Origin of the sequence: Flavobacterium sp. HSC-61S13, from assembly GCF_024171535.1 — a bacterium.
Taxonomy (GTDB): Bacteria; Bacteroidota; Bacteroidia; order Flavobacteriales; family Flavobacteriaceae; genus Flavobacterium.
This window is the reverse complement of record NZ_JALJZV010000003.1, coordinates 165501-186611: the sequence shown is the minus strand read 5'-3', so window position 1 is coordinate 186611 and position 21111 is coordinate 165501. Positions and strand designations below refer to the sequence as shown.

General features: G+C 40.3%; 4 protein-coding genes. All 4 read left to right on the top strand.

The window, feature by feature from the left end; all coding sequences use genetic code 11:
• Positions 1-32: 32 nt before the first annotated feature.
• The 4 genes from L1275_RS04300 (at position 33) to L1275_RS04285 (ending at position 20983) form a co-directional block, all read left to right on the top strand.
• Positions 33-5888 (top strand): choice-of-anchor J domain-containing protein, encoded by a 5856-nt coding sequence (locus L1275_RS04300; RefSeq protein WP_253470178.1) that lies wholly within the window; start codon positions 33-35, stop codon positions 5886-5888.
• 547 nt (positions 5889-6435) lie between these two features.
• Entirely contained in the window at positions 6436-13065 is a 6630-nt protein-coding gene (locus L1275_RS04295; RefSeq protein ID WP_253470177.1) for a choice-of-anchor J domain-containing protein, read from the top strand.
• A gap of 290 nt (positions 13066-13355) precedes the next feature.
• Positions 13356-19994: a choice-of-anchor J domain-containing protein gene (locus tag L1275_RS04290; protein ID WP_253470175.1), complete on the top strand. Its 6639-nt coding sequence runs from the start codon at positions 13356-13358 to the stop codon at positions 19992-19994.
• A 62-nt stretch (positions 19995-20056) separates the two neighbouring features.
• On the top strand, positions 20057-20983 hold the full coding sequence (locus tag L1275_RS04285; RefSeq protein ID WP_253470174.1) for a type IX secretion system membrane protein PorP/SprF: 927 nt from the start codon (positions 20057-20059) through the stop codon (positions 20981-20983).
• Positions 20984-21111 lie beyond the last annotated feature (128 nt).

The following is a 21111-nucleotide window of genomic DNA, read 5'->3' as shown; positions in this document are numbered from 1 at the left end:
GGCGTTACATCCAAAAACACGCTTATAGTATTATGAAAAAATGGTTATTATTTTTTCTGCTGTTATTCTTTAGCATTATCATGTATGCAACAACAGCAGAAAGCAAGTTCACTTCTTTGTTCCATGGCAGTAATAAACTCCTTTCGGAGGTAAAACATTGGAGCGAAAAGAACATTATGGAACGCTTAGATCCCAAACGACAGGAGCAAAAGCCATCTCATAATGTGAAACAGTTAAAGGCGGTATGTGCTGCATATACTTTGCCGTTTAAAGAAGGTTTTAATAGCGCTTCGACTAGTTTTGATTGTTGGACGATTATTGACGCTAACAACGATGCTCCAACAACAACGGGCAACAACATCTGGAAACAATCGAGCAGTAGTCCTCAAGAGGGCGATCGAACCATGCAATTTCAAGGGTCTGGTGCCGGTACGAAACACGATGACTGGTTAATTTCACCGACATTTAAAATGGCCGGAGGAATTTATGCCATCACGTATCATTACAAGACGAATGCAGCAGCTGCAAATGAATTTGAAATACTGCTTTCAACTCAAGGTATTGCCGTAGATCAGTTTACCACTCCAGTATTGGACAAGGCGACTTATAGAAACGGTGACTACATTAAAAAAACCGTTTATGTACAGAATATCACTGCAGATGTTAATATAGCATGGCATGTGGTTTCTACCGGACCTACTATGGTTTTTATAGATAATCTGACGGTAGAGAAAGTGGGTTGCTTCGCACCACAAGATGATGTAGTAGTCAGTGATATCGCTAAGGATCAAGTTAAAGTAACATGGAAAGACGATATCAATTCCAATTGGGAATACTATGTACAGGCTGCTGCAGGTGGTGATCCGGTAGGAGCAGGAAATCTGTCAGCAACTAAATCGACAACAATAACTCGATTGAGTGGACAAGGTGGAAATTTGCAACCCAATACAGAATATGAAATTTTTATCCGTTCCAATTGTGGACAAGGCGGTGTTAGTGTATGGGTAGGTCCCATTAGATTTAAAACAGCTTGTTTGGAAGTAAAAACCCCATTCTGGGAGGGTTTTAATAAAAACTCCACCTCATTGGCTTGTTGGACTATATTAGATGGAAATAAAGATGCCACCACTGCAGTTGGAAATAACATCTGGTCTCCAAATTTTGATAGTTTTGAAGGAGATCAAGCCCTGTATTTCTCGGGATCGGGTGCTGCAACGAAACACGACGATTGGTTGGTTTCTCCTGCTATAGTGCTGGATCCAAACAAAGTATATCGATTGAGATATCACTATAAAGCAGCGCTTGCGACCACCAATGAATTTGAAGTAGTAGCGTCTAATAAGGGTACAGACAAAGTAAATTTTACTAAAGTAATCGTTGCCGCGACTACAAATCGAAATGCTACATATATTGAAAAAACGGCTTTCATCAGTGATTTTAGCGGTACTGTAAATATTGCCTGGCATGTGATCAGTACGGGGGCCACAACCATCCGTGTCGATAATGTTTTTATTGAAGAGGTGGTTTCATGTCCAGAGCCATTAGATTTGGGAATCGACAACCCACAACAAGCTCAGGTTGATTTGACCTGGAGCGATGAATTCAAAGCCTCCAATTGGGAGTACTATGTTCAGATTCCAGGAGTGGGAAAAGGTCAACCAACGGGTAGTGGCACCGCTACAACAAAAAAGCAGACACCGATAACACAAGATAATGCTGGTGTGGCCTTACAACCCAATACACAATATGAGTACTATGTGCGTACGGTTTGTGGTAACGGGCAGTTTAGCCTTTGGTCCGGACCTTTTAGGTTTATGACCGCCTGTAATATCTTTAAAACACCAATGTGGGAAGGTTTTAATGTCGGTTCAAACACCATGCGTTGCTGGACCGTGTTGGATAATAACAAGGATGCGGTAATCGGTTCAAACGACAATATTTGGAGTGGAAATTCAACCAATTATGAAGGAGGACAATCGTTTAATTTTAAAGGAACAGCGGGTAAAACACACGATGACTGGGCAGTAACTCCGACCATCACTTTTGATGCGAATAAAACGTACCGTTTAAAATATCATTATAAAGTAGAACCTTCCAATTCCAATGATTTCGAAGTGGTTTTGTCCAATTCCGGTATAGATCCATCCAAATTCACAAAAACTATAGTTGCTGTCAAACCGTATAAAAATTCGGAATGGACAGCGGAATACGTCTTTATTTCTGGAATCAGTGGTGATGTTAATATTGCTTGGCATGTTAAGGCTGTAGGAGCAACAAATATTTATATTGACAATGTCTTTGTGGAAGAGGTTTTTGGTTGCCCTGAACCTTTAAATTTAGCAGTAAAGGACATTGAAAGCACTCAGGTCTCTTTGAGTTGGACAGATGATTTTAAGGCCACTTCTTGGGAGTATTACGTACAAGAAAAAGGTTTAGGAATGCCTAAAACCAAGGGTGCTATCACGTCAAATAAAGACAATGTTGCCACTGTTGCAAATAATACGGGTAAGGCTTTAGCTCCAAATACCGATTATGAATTTTATGTGCGCACGATCTGTGGTGACGGTTCTACCAGTATCTGGTCGGGGCCAATTCGCTTTATAACAGCCTGTTCCATTTATGAAGCTCCATTCTGGGAAGGATTCAATCTCGATTCTAAATCGATCCGTTGTTGGACGATCATTGATGGGAATTATAAAGCGGGAGCACAAAATGATATGTGGCAAATATCTACCAGCAGTCCATATGAAGGAAACCGAGCAATGATGCTTAATATGTACGACTTTAATGATATTATCGTCAACGACGATTGGTTGATTTCACCGATGATTAAGTTGGACGGAGGTAATTATGTATTAAAGTACCGCTATAAGAGTAATGCAACGGCTAAAACTAATTTTGAGGTCCTTTTATCAACAGAGGGTGTCGATGTAACCAAGTTTAAAAAAACGGTGGTGAGTTCGAAAACGTATCTCAACGCGACTTACATTGAAGAAGTTGTTGTTATTAGTGGGGTGACGGGCAATGTAAATATTGCTTGGCACGCTTTGTCTAAAGGAACAACCATAGTTACGATTGATGATGTGTTGATTCGGAAAGAATTGGCGTGTCCAGAGCCCTATTATGTAACAGTAACGGGACAAGGCGCCAATTCGGTGGATATTGAATGGCAACAAGATGGTGGAATTACCAATTGGGAGGTCATCGTTGTCGAATATAAGGCCGATGCAACTACTGGAAATCCTGCGAATACCATCAAGGTAAGCGGTACTCCTAAGACGCATTTAAGCGGACTAAAATCTGGAAAAGTGTATACGGTATATGTTCGCGCAATATGTTCAGATGCCAATTCGAAAAGTGACTGGTCAACGGGGGCTGACACTGCAACCCAAATCGGGGCTAATGACAGCTGTGCCGGGCCTATAGAGATTCCGGTAAATAGCGGCTTGGATTGCGATCAAGTGGTGTCGGGTTCGTTTTTAGGAGCTAATGCTTCTGTGATTAAAGAGCCGAGCTGTCAATCGAGTTCGACCGCTCGTACTGATGTTTGGTTTGAGTTTACCGCTACATCAACCATACATATGTTGAGTTTGAAAAACGTATTGAGTAAGGTGGATTTGCCGTATCTATACGGTTCGATATTTGAAGTAGATTGTACAGCTATGGTACCAGTGGGCGGTGCAGCAGCTCAAGTGGTTAAAGAGTGTTTTACTTTGGGTAGCCCGTCGTATTCGAGAATTATGAGCAATCTGATACCAGGTAAAAAATACTTAATTCGCTTAGCGACGACAACAAAAAATCCCGACTATCTTTTTAATGCGTGTATAACGAGTGGTAACCCGCTTGAGGTAAGCCCTAGTGGGGATAAATATACCGTTGAAGAACTGGTAAAGGACGTGTTGATTAGCTCCAATTGCGATTTGGTGTCCAACATCAAATACCGAGCAGGTGAGAATAGTGCCATCAATACCTTGGGCTATTTTAATAAAGGCAAATCTGATTTTCCTTTTGAGGAAGGGATTGTCTTAACCACTCATAACGTTAAATACGTACCAGGACCTTATGCAACACCAAATGCAACTAGAGAAAAGGTACCAGAATGGACCGGTGATGCCGATCTGAATGAGGTGATCAAACAAGTGGGTGGTGCTGGTTTTGGTGATAAGAAATTCGTATCTGTATTGGAATTTGATTTTATTCCGATTAAAGACTCGATCCAATTTGAGTATTTATTTGCATCGGAGAGTTATTCGAAGAACTGTAAATTTGTGTGTACGGCTGGAGGTGCATTATTTGCTGCATGGTTAACAGAAGTAGCAACGGGTGATGGTCAGAATCTGGCTCTAATCCCGGGTGTTAAGGAACCTATAGCTTTATCGACTATTCGTGATTCCGATAAATCTGGTGCTGCTTGTAAAAGTGAAAATCCAGAATATTATGGAAAACACTTTGCTGAAAACAACGACGCTCCTCTGGGTGCGGCTATTAGTTATATCGGGATGACCGTTCCGATGAGTTCTGAAATGGTTGCGGTAAAAGCGGGTAAAAAGTACCGTATTAAACTGGCTATTGCTGATTTTTGCGATACCCCTAGCCATACCTCTGCTGTGTTTTTTAATGCGGGAAGTTTTGATTTAGGAACACTTGACTTGGGAGCCGATTTATTAGTCGAAACCAATAATGCCTTATGCGATGGCGGTAGCCAATGGATTAAGTCGGGTATAAGTATTGCCGATAATCAAGTCATTGAATGGACCAAAGACGGCGTAGTAATCCCCGGTGAAAATACGCCTGATTTGGAAGTGAAGGAAAGTGGAACCTATAAAATTTCAGCCAAATATAGCGATGTGAATTGTGAGGCGACTGGATCGATAAAAGTCGAAATATATCCTCCAATTTCGGCAATTGTAGCCAGACCAGTAACATTGGAGGTATGCAGATATTCGTTAAACGCCCAAATTGTGGATCTGACTACAGTAGAAGAAGGCATGTTTAAAAAGGCTGGAAAAGAAGCTTATCAAGTTGCTTATTTTACCTCGGTGGAGGCAGCTAATGCCAATGAGAACCCGATTTCAAACGCGGATAAATTTGAAATGGAATTACCACTTGAACAGCGAAATCTATATATCCGTGTGGAATATTTGAAAACGGGATGTCACGAAGTATTTGTGTTACCTATTAAATTGTCCAAAGGATTGATTCCTGAAGCCAGAGAAAATGTGGTGGTCTGCGCGAGTTATGTATTCCCAGCATTAGAGCCCGATCAATACTATTATACCAAAGCTGGAGCAACTGGCGAGAATTATAGTGCAGGAGATATTTTGACTCACGTTGGTAAAAACGAAATTTTTGTATTCCAAGACAATGGAAAAGGCTGTTTCGAAGAAATCTCCTACCAGGTTAGTATAACGGAAGCGGTTAGCGCGGCCATTTTTGATGATGAGGTTTTAGAATGTAAACTTTATGAGTTAAAAGAATTGCCGCTATATAATAAGTACTTTACTCAAACCGGCGGTGAAGGAATGGAATTGGCTGTAGGCAGTATGTTGACGCAGTCTCAGACAATTTTTGTTTATGCGGCGTCGGAAGACGGATTGTGTACCGATGAAAGTAGTTTTAAAATTAGTTTTAATGATTGTCCTATTCCAAAGGGAATTTCACCGAATGGCGATGGTTTAAATGATCGATTTGATTTGTCGATGCACGGGGTAACCAGCATCGTTATTTACAATAGATACGGAGCAGAAGTATATGCTTTTCACGGCTCGTATACCGATCAATGGGAAGGACAAGGTAAAGGCGGTAAGCTATTGCCTGACGGTACCTATTATTATGTAGTCATTGCTCACGGTAAAACCAAAACGGGATGGGTGCAGATCAATAAATAAGCAAGCATCAATTTAAAGCTTTTTTAAGGTGATGGAAACAGCAGTGAACAGGCGTTCGCTGCTGTTTTTTTATGCTTTTTTCAGTAATATTAATACAAATTTTAAGGGAATCTTTGAAAATTCATTGCTGTCATGGTGGCTATGCCAGTCCGGGGTATGTTCAAAAAAAGGAATAATGTTGCCAGACGGAACGTATTACTATCTGGTAATCGCCGATGGAAAAACCCGAACCGGCTGGGTTCAGATTAATAGATAATGTACTATTTAAACACCAGTAACAACAGTTGCTGGTGTTTTTTTTTAAATCAAGGTCTTGTCTTTAGGTTCATTTTAAAGACGGGGCCTTTTTTTTTAACATAAGGGATCTGTTGTCTCGCGGGTTTTTTTAGCAGTGTCCTGAATAAAAACGAAAACAATTAACGTCATTACCTTAAATAGTAAATCAGCTGTGTTAATTTATATTTTTAACATTTTTGGCAAAGTTACTTTTGTCTAAAAACATATATTTGGGTATTAGTTAGTTAAAAAAACATAATATTTGATGATTATGAATCAAAGAATACTTTTGCTGTTGTTTATTGTTATGATTTTCGGTAAAGTGGGGGCCAAACCTGCGGTTAAGGCATCACCAAATCTGGACAAGGTCAGTTGGCACTTCAAGTCTTATGCGCCAGAATTGCTACTTAAACCCCCTTATTTTTTTAGATATTTAAACGGTTTTAAGAACAGTCCTTGCGCACAACAAACCCTGCCTTTTTGGGAGGGCTTTAATTCAAATTCAACCTCTTCGGTGTGTTGGACTACTATCGATGGCGATCATCCGCAAAGTACAAGTGGTTGGCAAATTTTGAATAACCTACCTTATGAAGGAGATCAGAATATGGTATTTAATGGTGGTCCGACTACAAATAGTTGGTTGATATCGCCCAGCTTCCAGATCGACAGCACCAAAACGTATAAGTTGCGCTATTATTATCGAACGTATACGGGTTATGATTTCGATATGGAAGTTCTAGCTTCAAAGCACGGATCCGGATTAGGGAATTTCACTCAAGTACTAAAATCGAATCAGAACTACAGCAATGACTATTGGCTGGAGCAAGTGATTTATATCCGTCATTGGGGAGGTGATCTTAATTTGGCTTGGCGCATCGCGTCGACAAAATATACCTCTTTAGCTGTAGATCACATTTTTCTTGAAGAAGTGGCTTGTACAGAACCACAAGATTTGAACAGCTCTGAGATCAAATCTAATGAAGCTACGCTGAGTTGGAGTGATGCTGTTAACAGTTCGTGGGAGTATTATGTTCAATTAGCCGATTCTGGTTTTCCCACCGGAGCAGGTACGCTGACCAATACAACGGAAGTGACCGTTGGTGAAATGCAAAACACGGACAACTTAATAGCGAGAACTGCCTATGAATTTTTTGTTCGAGCAAAGTGTAGTAACGGTGTGTTTGGGGAATGGATCGGCCCTTTTGCTTTTAAGACTGATTGCAAGGTGTTAAACATACCCTTTACAGAAGGCTTTAATCGAAATTCCGCTGATTATGGCTGTTGGAAACAAAATGATGTTTTAGGAGATCAGGGTAGTAATGGAAATAATGCCTGGAGGAGAACTGGAACGGGACAATTAGAGGGAGATAGAGCCATGTATTTTAGAGGAGATCGTGGAGTTGCACAACACGACGACTGGTTGATTTCTCCTAAAGTCGCCATGAACGGTGGGGTATATGCAATAACATATCACTATAAAACGCAAGGAGCGATTTCGCTGGATAATGAATTTGAAGTCTTGCTCTCAGAAAGTGGTACTTCAACTGTCGCATTTACAAGAGTATTGGAGCCGGCGATCAAACGGAATAGTAGTAATTATGTCAAACGAGTTTTATATGTACAAGGCATAACGGCAGATGTAAGCATCGCTTGGCGCGTTGTCGCTAGAGGTGAGATCGGTTTGTATATTGACCTGGTTTCTATCGAGAAAGTCGATTGCATGGGGCCAGATAATGAGGTAATCAATACCTTATTAGAAAAGGATCGCGCCAAATTTGTTTGGACAGATGATATCAATTCAAGCTGGGAATATTATGTACAACCGGCCAATGGCAGTGTGCCAGTGGGTAGTGGTTTGATAAGTGCTCAGAAAGAGGTCACCGTGTCGCGAATCAGTGGTACAGGAGGTGTGAATCTCCAACCCAACACCTCATATGAATTCTTCGTACGATCAAATTGTGGCCCGGGTAAAAATAGTTTGTGGTTGGGACCGATTCCATTTAAAACTAAATGTGATGTCTTAGCTTTACCTTTCTGGGAGGGCTTTGGTGTTAATTCTGCTACTGTGGATTGTTGGGATGTGGTTGATAACAATAACGATGGCGATCCACTCTATAAAAGCAATTTGTGGAATCTAAATACTGACGAGTATTTTGTCAGCAGGCAATCTATGGGTTTTAAAGGAACAAATACCAACGTCGATCATGATGACTGGCTGATTTCTCCAATATTTAAAGTAGATGCTACGAAGGTTTATAAATTAAAATATCATTTTAAATCCAATGCTACTGACCAAGTAGATTTTAAAGTATTGCTATCGAATCACGGTACAGATTTAAACAATTTCACCAATGTATTGACGACAAAAACGATCTATATCAACGATTCATGGAAAGAGGAAGTCCTGTTTTTTACTGGATTCAATGGAGATATAAACCTTGCTTGGCAGATCAATAGTAAACAAAAGCAAACCGCACTGTATATAGACAATGTATTTTTAGAAGAAATTGTAGGCTGCCCTGAACCAATCCATATAACATCGAATGAAGTACAAACAAACCGCATCACAATCGGATGGGATGATAATTTTGGAAGTGATTGGGAGTATGTGATCCAGAATTCAGGGATGTCACCCCCGACAACCAATGGTACAAAAGTCAACAAAAAGGAAGTTACAGCTTCTAAGGATACAGCTGGAGTGGATTTAGAACCCGATACCGAATATGATTTTTACGTGCGCACCATTTGTAAAATTGGAGGTTATAGCGTTTGGTCTGGTCCTTTTAAGTTTAAAACTGCTTGTGAGGACTTTAAGCCTCCTTTTTGGGAGGGGTTTAACATCAACTCAAAAACTGTGGGTTGTTGGAACATCGTCAATCGTTTTGGAATAAATAGTGCCCCAAAATTTGGAGGTTTTAATGTAATAAATAATGAATGGCACCCATATCGAGATTACTATGAAGGCACGCATTCGATGTTCTTTGTTAAAAATGATCTCACCGTTAATAGTGATGATTGGTTGTTGTCTCCAACTTTTGAATTTGATTTGAATAAAACATATCGGATCAAATATAATTATAAAGTAAGCAGGTATACTGGGGGCGTTACAGTGAAGTTTTTAGCGTCCAATACGGGTTTTAATCCGAGTAATTTCACTAAGGAATTAGACGTTTTCTCAGATAATGTTAGAATGTATACACAGAGAACTTTATTTGTTAAAGATTTTGGCGGTCGCATTAATTTTGCGTGGCATGTTAAGGGTATGGGGAGGATGGATTTTGCTGTTGATAATTTCTTTGTAGAAGAGGTGGTGGGGTGCCCAGAGCCGATACAGTTAGATATTAAAGACTTACTTACAAATCAAGTGACTTTAACTTGGGAAGACGAAACGGGAGCTACAAATTGGGAGTATCACTTACAAGAAGCGGGCAGTGGTGTACCGACTGCTAATGGGGTTGTAACCAGTCAAAAAGAAAATCTTGTTGTACAAGATCACTCGGGCAGTAATTTGTTAAGTAATACCCAGTATGAATGGTATGTGCGTACGGTGTGTGGCAATGGGGAACACAGTATTTGGCAAGGTCCTTATACGTTTTGGACACTTTGCGAAAGTTACGCAACACCATTCTGGGAAGGATTTAATACCGACTCCCGATCTGTGCGTTGCTGGACCATGGTAGAAAAATACGATGGAGAAATACCGATGGAAAGTAAACTATCAGACAACAGCCAAATTGAAGTTTTTGAAGGCGATCGTTCCGTCAGTATTTTGGCTTTTGGAGGATCGGAAAGGATAGTAAACGATTGGTTAATTTCACCGAGTATCACTACTACTGGTGGTAATTATGTGTTGAAATACCATTTTATGACCTCAGGTCGATCTAGTTCACATGATGAATTTGGAGTTTATTTGTCAACAGAAGGAAAAGATATTACTAAATTTAATCAGACCGTTATTCCTTCTCAACGTTATATAGTAGACAAATATACCGAGCAAGTTGTGTTTATTGATAATTTAATGGGAGACATAAATTTAGCTTGGCATTTGGGTTCTGATGTAGCAACCATGTCTTCACTTCTATTGGATAATATACATTTTAAAAAAGTGGTCAATTGTAGGGAACCCTACTATGTCACAAGCGCAGATTATACGGCCAATTCTATTGATATCAGCTGGGAGCAGGATGAGTCTACTGTAACGCAATGGGAGGTTGTGGTGATGAAGTATGGAGATAAGGAAACAGCGACCCCTTTGCAAACAATTGTTGTTCAAGGGACTCCCAATGCTACTATAAACGGATTGCAGGCTGGAACCGCATACTCCATCTATGTTCGAGCGCGTTGTGATGGAGCTCAAAGCTTTAGTGATTGGTCTACAGTACACCATACAGGTACTGCTGCTGGGGCTAATAATAATTGTGCTGGTGCAGTTAATATTCCGGTAAATAGCGACTCGAACTGCACTAAAATGGTGTCGGGATCCTTTATAGGTGCTACTTTATCAACAACCGTATTACCCGATTGTTCCTATGGTGACTTGATGAGTGATCTTTGGTTTGAGTTTACAGCAACAGCGCCCTATCATCAATTAAAACTGTTGGACTTCTACAGCTTTGAGGAGTCAACGATGTTTTTAAATTTAGAAGTCATTCTTTATGAAGAAGACTGTAGTTTGATCAGCAGCAGTTCTAAAGCGTGTTTTATACTAGGAGATGAAGAAGATCTTTCTTTTGATATACTATTTGACTTGACAGTTGGACGAAAATACTATTTGAGATTGGCCCTAGAGGAGCAAGAGTCTTCAAATGTACTTTTTAATGTCTGTATTAGCACGGCCGAATTCAGTCCTGTTGAAATCAGTCCAAGTGATGATGTCTATACTGTAGAACAATTGATTACCGATGTGTTAGTTCAGTCCAGTTGTAATTTGGTTTCCAATGTAAAATACCAAAATGGAGATGGAAGTGCACCGACCAAAACCTATAATACTTTGGGATACTTTAATAAGGGACAATCCAACTTTCCTTTCGCAGAAGGCATTGTGTTGTCGACTAATGAAGTCGATTATATTTCAAGACCTTATATGGGATATTCGGAATTTAGAGGGCGTAATGCACATCGTTGGGTTGGTGACAAAGACATCAATGATGCGATTAAAGATGCAGGTGGTGGTCCTACAGATGACAAAAGAGTGACTCAAGTAGAATTCGATTTTATTCCGATTAAAGATTCGATTGATTTTGAATATCTCTTTGCCTCCAATAGTTATCACAAATTTTGTGGAGATGCTTGTAATACAGGCGCTATGTTTGCCGCATGGTTGATCGATAGTGTTACAGGAGAAGGACAAAATTTGGCCAAAGTTCCCAATACAGATTTACCGATAGCGATCAATACCATCCGAGATGCCATTAAATCCGGGGTGGGATGTGAGAGTGTCAATCCCATTTGGTATGGAGGGCACCATGCTAATGGGCAACTAAACGCTATCGATGCCCCATTTGATTTTGTAGGATATACCAAACCTTTAAAATCGGAAACAATACCGGTTGTTATCGGTCGAAAATATCATATTAAGTTAGCGGTTATCGATTTTTGTACCAATGTCGATCATTCTACTGCTGTTTTCTTTAATTCGGGAAGTTTTGATTTGGGTCATATTGACCTCGGAGCAGATTTGCTCGTAGAAACGGGTAATGCGCTCTGTGAGAGAGATTCGAAGATACTCTATTCGGGATTGGAAGGAGATGTCTACGATATTCAATGGTATAAGGATGAGGTTGCTGTGTTGGGGGCTACCCAGCCAGACTTTGAAGTTACCGAAGCGGGAACTTACAGTATAATTGCACAATTCCACCAACTGGATTGTAAGTTAGAAGGGAAGATACAGGTCGAAATGCTTCCAGCTTTATCGGCGCGCATAGTTGCACCCCAGGCTCTTGATATTTGCCGACAATTTTTAAGCGATTTGACTCTTGATTTAACTACAGTTGAACATGAAATGCTGGTTCACGTAGAGCGTAGTCATTATGATATGGTATTTTACCATACTCGAGAAGATGCTGAGGAAGGTGAAAATCCAATTATAGACCCTCAAAACTATAAGTTAGAAATTCAAGGTGTAGACATTACTGTCTTTATACATGTTGAAGATGTGCGCACGGGGTGTACGGAAATTTTCCCATGGACTTTAAAAGCGGTTGTTGGAGAAAAACCGCAGACGAGAACAGTTGAAAACGTATGTGGTAGTTATACCTTACCAACACTTGAACAGGATCAATACTATTACAGCCAATCTCGTGCTGAGGGTATTTCGTATGAGGTTGGAGAAATATTGACTGCCGTTGGTGAGCACGAAATATTCGTCTTCCAAGATAATGGAGGAAATTGTTTCGAGGAAATTTCCTATAAAGTGACTATAACGGAACCCGTTGCCGCAAAGGTGTTTGACGATCAGCTAATAGAATGCGACTGGTATACATTAAAAGAATTACCAAAATACAATCGTTATTTTACAGAACCCCACGGTCAAGGAAAAGAATTGCTTGCTGGAACGGAACTTTCGGTTGCACAAACCGTTTATGTTTATGCCATTTCTGATAATCAAGTATGTATAGATGAAAGTAGTTTCATAATTGCGTATAACGATTGTCCTATTCCTAAAGGGATATCCCCAAATGGTGACGGTTATAACGATCGTTTTGACTTGTCAAAACACGGTATAACGGCAATGAAAATTTATAATCGTTATGGTGGTGAGGTGTATGCCTATAGCGGCGTGTATACCGATCAATGGTATGGACAAAACAATCAGGGAAAACTCCTGCCAGACGGAACCTATTACTATGTGGTAATCGCCCATGGGAAAACGAGGACCGGTTGGGTTCAGATCAACAAATAAAAGCATTGTAAAGACACCAGTAATAATAGTTACTGGTGTTTTTTTTTACTAACTCTTTGTTTTTTAGTGTGTTTTCTTTGTTTACGGTTTGTTTTATTAACATAATGGATCGGTAGTCTCTTGCAATTTTAAGTAGGTTACTATGTGAAATTTAAAATTTTTAACGTTGATCTTTTAAATATTTACGCACTAATGTTAATTTTTATTTTTAACAATTTTAGTAAATTTAATTTAGCATAAAAATATATATTTGACTGTTACTCGGTTAAAACATATAATATTTTATGATTATGAGTAGAAAAATATTGATTGTTTTGTTTGTGGTTATTGGGTTTGTTAAGATAGATCTCTTGGCGAGGGAAACCGATAATTGCAATAAGATGTTATGGCAATTCAAGTCTTATGCTCCGGAATTGTCGATAGGACCAGATTATTTACTTAAATATCTAAATGTTTTTAATACCAATTCTTGTAATCGGCAATCTATGCCTTTTTGGGAGGGGTTTAATTCGGGCTCAACGACTTTGAGTTGTTGGACTACCATAGATGTCCATAACAATCCAAGTCCCCCTGGCGGTAGAATATTTAGGCCTCAAACTTACGGCCCTTTTGAAGGTGATCAGTCGATGTATTTTTCGGGAAATGCTAATAATGACAGTTGGTTGATCTCTCCAATTCTTGAACTCGATTCCACCAAAGTTTATAAATTGCGATACCATTATAAAACCCGAAGTTTTCATACCAACGATTTTGAGGTGCTCGCCTCCAATCAAGGTATTATCTTATCCAACTTCACACGTGTTCTAGTGCCGAAGAGCAGTTATTTGAATGACGATTGGTTAGAGCAAATCGCTTTTATTAGTGGATTGGGAGGCGATACGCATATCGCGTGGCGTGTACATAGCCCCACTAGGGCTGTGGTCTTTATTGATCATGTATTTGTCGAAGAGATTCCGTGTATGGAACCACAAAATCTTGATGTTAAAGAGATACAACGCCAACAAGTAACCTTGTCATGGAACGATGATTTAAACCAATCTTGGGAATATTATGTACAGGCTCAGGGAAATGGTGCTCCTATGGGTGCTGGTGTCCCTACTACCACTACAGAGGTAGTGGTTAATTCCGATTACAATCAAACGGTCTTGCAATCCAACACCGCTTATGAATATTATGTAAGAGCGGTATGCAGCAGTGGAGATCTAGGTGACTGGATAGGGCCCTTTGCTTTTATAACCGCTTGTGAAATTTTGCCCCTACCGTTTCAAGAAGGGTTTAATACCTCCTCTACATCGTTGAATTGCTGGACAATAGTAGATCAAAATCAGGATAGGGTTGCCGGTGGAAATGTATGGGAAATGCATCGGGGATCACCCTTTGAAGGTGATGGGGCCATGTATTTTTTCGGACAAATGTCGGCGGATAGGCACGATGATTGGTTGATTTCGCCAACGGTAAGCATGACCGGCGGTATTTATGCGATTACGTACTACTACAAGACCATCGGATATGCTGGTTTTGATAATGATTTTGAAGTGTTGCTCTCGACTAATGGTACAGCTACTTCAAATTTCACCACTATACTCGAAGCGAGTACTAAGCGTAATACCGAGTATTATACTAAAAAAACACACTATGTACAGGGCATAACTGCTGATGTCAATATTGCTTGGCACGTCATAGCTTCAGCAGAGGCACATGTCTATATCGATATGGTAAGCATAGAGGCGGTGAGTTGCAGTGGTCCGGCTGATGAGGTTTTCGTTTCGGACTTACAAAAAGATCGGGCCACATTTACTTGGAGTGATACCCTAAATACAAATTGGGAATATTATGTTCAGTCGATGGGATCTTCGGGATTACCGGTAGGAAGTGGTACTCTTTCAACTACCAATTCGGTTACGGTGACCCAAACTACTGGTGTGGGTGGCGTTAATTTGCAACCCAACAGTTGGTATGAATTTTTTGTTCGAGCCAGCTGCAGTCCAACAGTACAAAGTTTATGGGTAGGTCCTATCGCTTTTAAAACTCCCTGTGATTTTATGGCATTACCCTTTTGGGAAGGATTTAATGCCAATTCGACAACGGCGGATTGCTGGTTTATAGTGGATCGTAATAAAGACGGTACCACAGCACCGATTCGAAACAAATGGGCCTCGAACAGTTTGCAGTGGCATGAAGGGGATCAATCGATTTATTTTGAGGGGACACCTACGACAACACTACACGATGACTGGCTGATTTCACCGACTTTTAACCTAGATGCAACGAAATTTTATCGATTGAAATTTCATCGTAAAACCAATAGTTTTTTAAAAGTCGACTTCGAAGTATTGTTGTCAAATAACGGCATTGCTCCCGAAGATTTTACGCAAAAACTGCTACAGTATGACGAATATAGTGACGATACATGGAAGGAAGAAGTGACCTTTTTTTCGGGTATAGGTGGAGCAACAACCTTGGCTTGGCACATCAATACGCAGAAAAAGGGATGTTTGTTATACCTGGATAATGTGTTCTTGGAAGAGGTAATCGGTTGCCCAGAACCCTTGTCTTTGGATGCTGAAAACTTAGAAAAAGATCGGGCAAACATATTGTGGACTGATCAATACGGACAAAATTGGGAGTATGTGGTCCAAGCGAGTGGTGGTGGAACACCAAGTGGATCTGGAATCTTTACCGATCAAAGCGTAAATAATGTTACGGTGGATCACTCTGGAAAACAACTACAACCCAATAGTGACTACGATTTTTATGTGCGAACCGTTTGTGGCAACAATGTCTTTAGCTCCTGGTCCGGGCCTTTTACATTTCGTACCGCTTGCAAGATTTACGATACACCCTATTGGGAGGGTTTTAACGGCAACTCTGTAAATCTGAATTGCTGGACATTAATAACGGCCGATGGCGGTATTAGCAACCCGACCTTTCAAGACGATATCCCCCCTTTTGGTTTTGATAAATGGGTGTTGTTTAATAGGATGCGATATGAAGGCACTCACGGGATGGCTTTTAGCAAGACGAACATGTTTTCGGTAAGTGACGATTGGTTGATATCACCGAGTTTTCATTTTAATATAAATAAAACCTATAGACTGAAATATCATTTTTATGCAGCCAGTGATAATCCGGAGGGAGAGTTTGATCTATTGGCGTCGAACACCGGTATAAGCCCTGCTAATTTTACTAGAACACTGTTGCAAGGACAGAAAAAAAATCGGGCATTCGAGCAAAAAACCATCTTTATTAGCCATTTAGATGGCGTAGTAAATCTAGCTTGGCGAATTAGCGGCAGTGGTGCTAAGGAAGTGTATATCGATCACGTCTTTGTTGAGGAAGTTGATAATTGTCCGGAACCCTTACATTTAGAGGTTAAGGATATCGAAAAAGATCAGTTCACCATAAAGTGGACGGATGATTTTGGAGCGACAAATTGGGAATATATGATCGATCTTGCAGGGAACGGTATGCCAATCGGTAGCGGTACTCGCACCAATCATAAACAAAATCTCGTCACTGAAGATAGCAAGGGAAATCCTTTGCAACCCAATACCGATTATGATGTCTATGTTCGTACAATCTGTGATCAGGGAGGATATAGTATCTGGCAAGGACCAATCCGCTTTCACACCCTTTGTGGTCTTTATCAAACACCCTTTTGGGAGGGCTTTAATACGGATTCTAAAACCGCGCGCTGTTGGACGTTGATCGACAAATCTCGCTCTGAAATCCCAATACAAAGTACCTTGACCAATCGCTATCCCAACGGGCAGGCTGTCTATGAAGGCGATCGCGCGGTTCAGGTTTCCCTAACTGCGTCCGATCGAACTCACGACGATTGGCTGATCTCGCCGGAAGTAGAATTAGACGGAGGTATGTATGTCTTGAAATACCACTATAAAACGACAGCCAGTCTCACTGCAGATAACGAATTTGAAGTCCTACTATCCCAACATGGAAAAGACACCAGTCAATTCAATACCGTATTGCGCGCATCGCAAGTCTATAGACAGGGCAATTATACAGAGGAAGTGATCCTGATCAATGGCATAGACGGACCCGTTCATATCGCTTGGCACATCAATTCTAAAAATACCCTTTCAAGTATTTTTTACTTAGACAATGTATGGCTTAAAAAAGTGGAAAACTGCCCGGAACCCTATGAGATAAAAGCGACCCAAATTACGAACAATTCAATAGACATTAATTGGCAACAACAAGGAGGTATAACCTCATGGGAGGTGTTGGTTGTAAACTATGGTGAAGATCAAAATAGCACTTCCATCGTTTTTCAGCAAACGGTCACCAGTGCGGATACTACGATTACTGGATTGGATGCCGGTCATGTCTATACGATTTATGTTCGGGCAAAATGCTTAGACGGTACCACCTTTAGTGATTGGTCTACACCGTATTACCAAGGAACTTTATTGGGTGGAAACGACGATTGTGCAGGTGCACGCACGATTCCAGTTAATACGAGTTTAGACTGTTTACAATCGTTGACTGTCAATTTGAAAAACGCGACACCATCTGCTGTCGCACCGGCTTTTTGTCAATACGGTTTTGAAGTGGTTGACGATCTTTGGTTTGAATTTACCGCCTTGGCAAACATCCATTTGCTAACTATAAGCAATCTTAAGAGTCTGTCGAGTAACACCGGTTTTCCAACGGTTTATGCCGTTTTGTACGACGCAGATTGCAGTAGCATGGACTATAGGGTCATGGAATGTTACCGATTTAATCCCAATGAAACCGAAGCCGCGTTAATGGGGCTGATTCCAAACCAAAAGTACTATTTGCGCATCGGAGCAAGATCTGAAATTACACACGATTACATTTTTAATTTGTGTTTGACAACCTCCGATTTAAGACCGATTGAGGTAAGCCCGAGTGGAGAGGTTTATAGTGTAGAAGAATTAATCCAAGAAGTCTTTATACAGTCAGATTGTGATTTGGTTTCTAACATCCGTTATCAGAATGGCGACGGAAGTACACCGACTCAACAATATAATACATTGGGATATTTTAATAGAGGAGCGGCGGATTTCCCATTTGAAGAGGGAATCGTTTTATCAACTAACGAAGTGCAATATGTAGCCAGACCCTATATGGGCTACTACGGATTTCGAGGGAATAACGATTATCGTTGGGTTGGAGATCAAGACATCAACGATGCAATTAATGATGCCGGTGGTGGGCCTTCATTGGATAAAAGAGTCACACAAATCGAATTTGATTTTATTCCAATCAAAGATTCAATTAAGTTCGAATATGTCTTTGCTTCGGTCAGTTATCACAAGGATTGTGGGGAAGTTTGTAATGCCGGTGCTTTATTTGCTGCGTGGTTGGTGGATAGCAGTACGGGTGAAGGCAGGAATTTAGCTAAAGTTCCTGGAACAGCTTATCCCATAAGTATCAATACCATTCGCGATGCTAATAAGTCCGGAGCACCTTGCGAAAGTATACATCCAGAATGGTATGGAAAGCATTTCGATCATTTCGACAACCTGATTGATGCACCTATAGACTTTGTGGGCTTGACCCAGCCGATGGAATCGGAAACCGTAGCGGTAACCGTCGGCCGAAAGTATCATATCAAACTCGCAGTTATGGACTTCTGTCCGACTATAGGTCATTCCTCTGCGGTATTTTTTAATGCGAAGAGTTTTGATTTGGGCAATATCGATTTGGGTCAGGATATGCTTATTGAAGACAATAACGCACTTTGTCAAGGCGATTGTGTGCAGATTCATTCGAAATTGGCCGCAGATGGTGCCCAAATTCAGTGGTATAAGGATGAAGTTGCCCTAGTTGGTGCTCATGGGACAGATCTGGAAATCTGCGAAGCCGGAACTTATAAAGTTGTTGCGAGCTACGATGAGATCCATTGCGAAATAAGCGGGTCTATAGTCGTTGAAATTTACCCACTGTTGTCGACGACAATGCCTGCACCAGAACCGCTAACTGTATGTAGGTATTCTTTGGTACCAACGATACTAGATCTAACGGATGTAGAAGAACAACTACTCATTGCTGTAGATGATAACGATGCGTATGACTTCATGTATTATCATTCCCGAACAGATGCCGTTTTAGGTGTGAATGCTATAGAAACACCCGAAGAATACAAACTGTCTTTAACAGTTGCTCAGACGATAATTTATATTAAAGTAACCAACGAAATAACGGGCTGCTCGGAAATCTTCGAATACCCAATTAGGCTGGTAAAAGGAGATATTGCTGCAGATCGCGAAGCTGTTAAAATTTGTTCAAGTTATGTGTTTCCAGACTTAGAGACGAACCAATTCTACTACACCGAGTCGGGGGCTAAAGGCCATTCCTATCAACCGGGAGATGTTTTAAACGAATCCGGATCGCATACCATTTTTGTTTTTCAAGACAATGGTGGTGGGTGTTATGAGGAAATTTCTTATCGCATTACCATTACCGAAGCAGTACAAGTCGCAGCAGTTAAAGACGAAGTAGTAGAATGTCAGTTATACATATTGAAAGACCTGCCCAAGGGCAATAAATACTATACCCAACCTCATGCTCAAGGTGTAGAGTTAACAGCAGGTAGTGTGGTGATTGAAGATCAAACCATCTATATATACGCCAGCTCGGATGATGGTGTTTGCGTTGAGGAAAGTAGTTTTACCATTCAATATAACGATTGTCCGATACCTAAGGGTATCTCGCCAAATGGAGACGGGGCAAACGACTATTTTGATTTGTCAGATCACGGTATTACTAGTATAAAGATCTTTAATAGATACGGTACCGAAGTATATGCTTTTACGGGTAACTATACCAATCAATGGTACGGGCAAGACAAAAAAGGACGAGTGCTACCAGACGGAACTTATTATTACGTGGTAATTGCTCACAACAAAACCAGAACCGGCTGGGTTCAGATTAACAAATAATAAATTTTTAGGTCGACAGTCGATGTACTGTCGGCTCTTAAACTTTTTTAAATGGAATACTTATGAAAAAATTAGTAATACTGTTTTTTATGTTGTTCTTCTTTTTAATAGAAGTTCAAGCACAACAAGCGCCCCATTATACACAATATATGTATAATATGAGTGTGCTCAATCCTGCCTATGCAGGCTCTAAAGAATCCTTGTCTTTGGGTTTATTATACCGTAAACAATGGGTAGGGCTTGATGGTGCACCGCAGACGGGAACCCTATTTGGGCATACGCGCGTTGGAAAAAAAGTCGGACTTGGATTATCCGTTATTACAGATAAAATTGGACCAGTTACAGAAAATAATATTTATGGAGATTTCTCCTATACCTTAGATCTGGGACAGAAACATAAATTAGCATTAGGCTTAAAAGCCGGTGCAACCCTGCATGATATTCGACTCTTCTCTGATATTGGTAGCACGGGTTATATCGATGATAACGATCCTGCCTTCGCTGAAGATACCAGCAAAACCTTGTTCAATATGGGAACGGGTGCTTTTTATTATACAGATAACTATTATGTAGGATTAAGTGTTCCCAATATGTTAAAAGGTCGGTTCTTAGATTATGACGGTAAGCAATTTGGTAGCCAGGTCTTACACGTTTTTCTAACTGGAGGTTATGTGTTCGAGCTACCGCGAACAGATTTGAAATTAAAACCGCATTTTATGGTCAAATACGCTAAGGACGCACCGGTATCAGCGGATGTATCGGTGAATCTGATGTATCTAAACAAATTCGAAATCGGCGGCACCTACCGGACAGTAGATGCGATTGGGGGTATGGTAAACTATAAAATCACACCCAATCTTAGGGTGGGTTACGCCTATGATCACATCATGTCTGACTTAAAATTAAAAACCAGAGCATCACATGAATTTATTTTGTTATACGATATTTTTATCCTCGACAAAGTTTCGAGCTCCCCAAGGTACTTTTAGTTAAAAACTAAAATTTAGCGTATTTTTTTAATAAATACTATCCTTAAGATTTATTGTCATAAATAAAATCAATAATAGATTGTTTTTTTTAATTTGATGTGTTTTTTATAGAAATATTTTGTAATTTA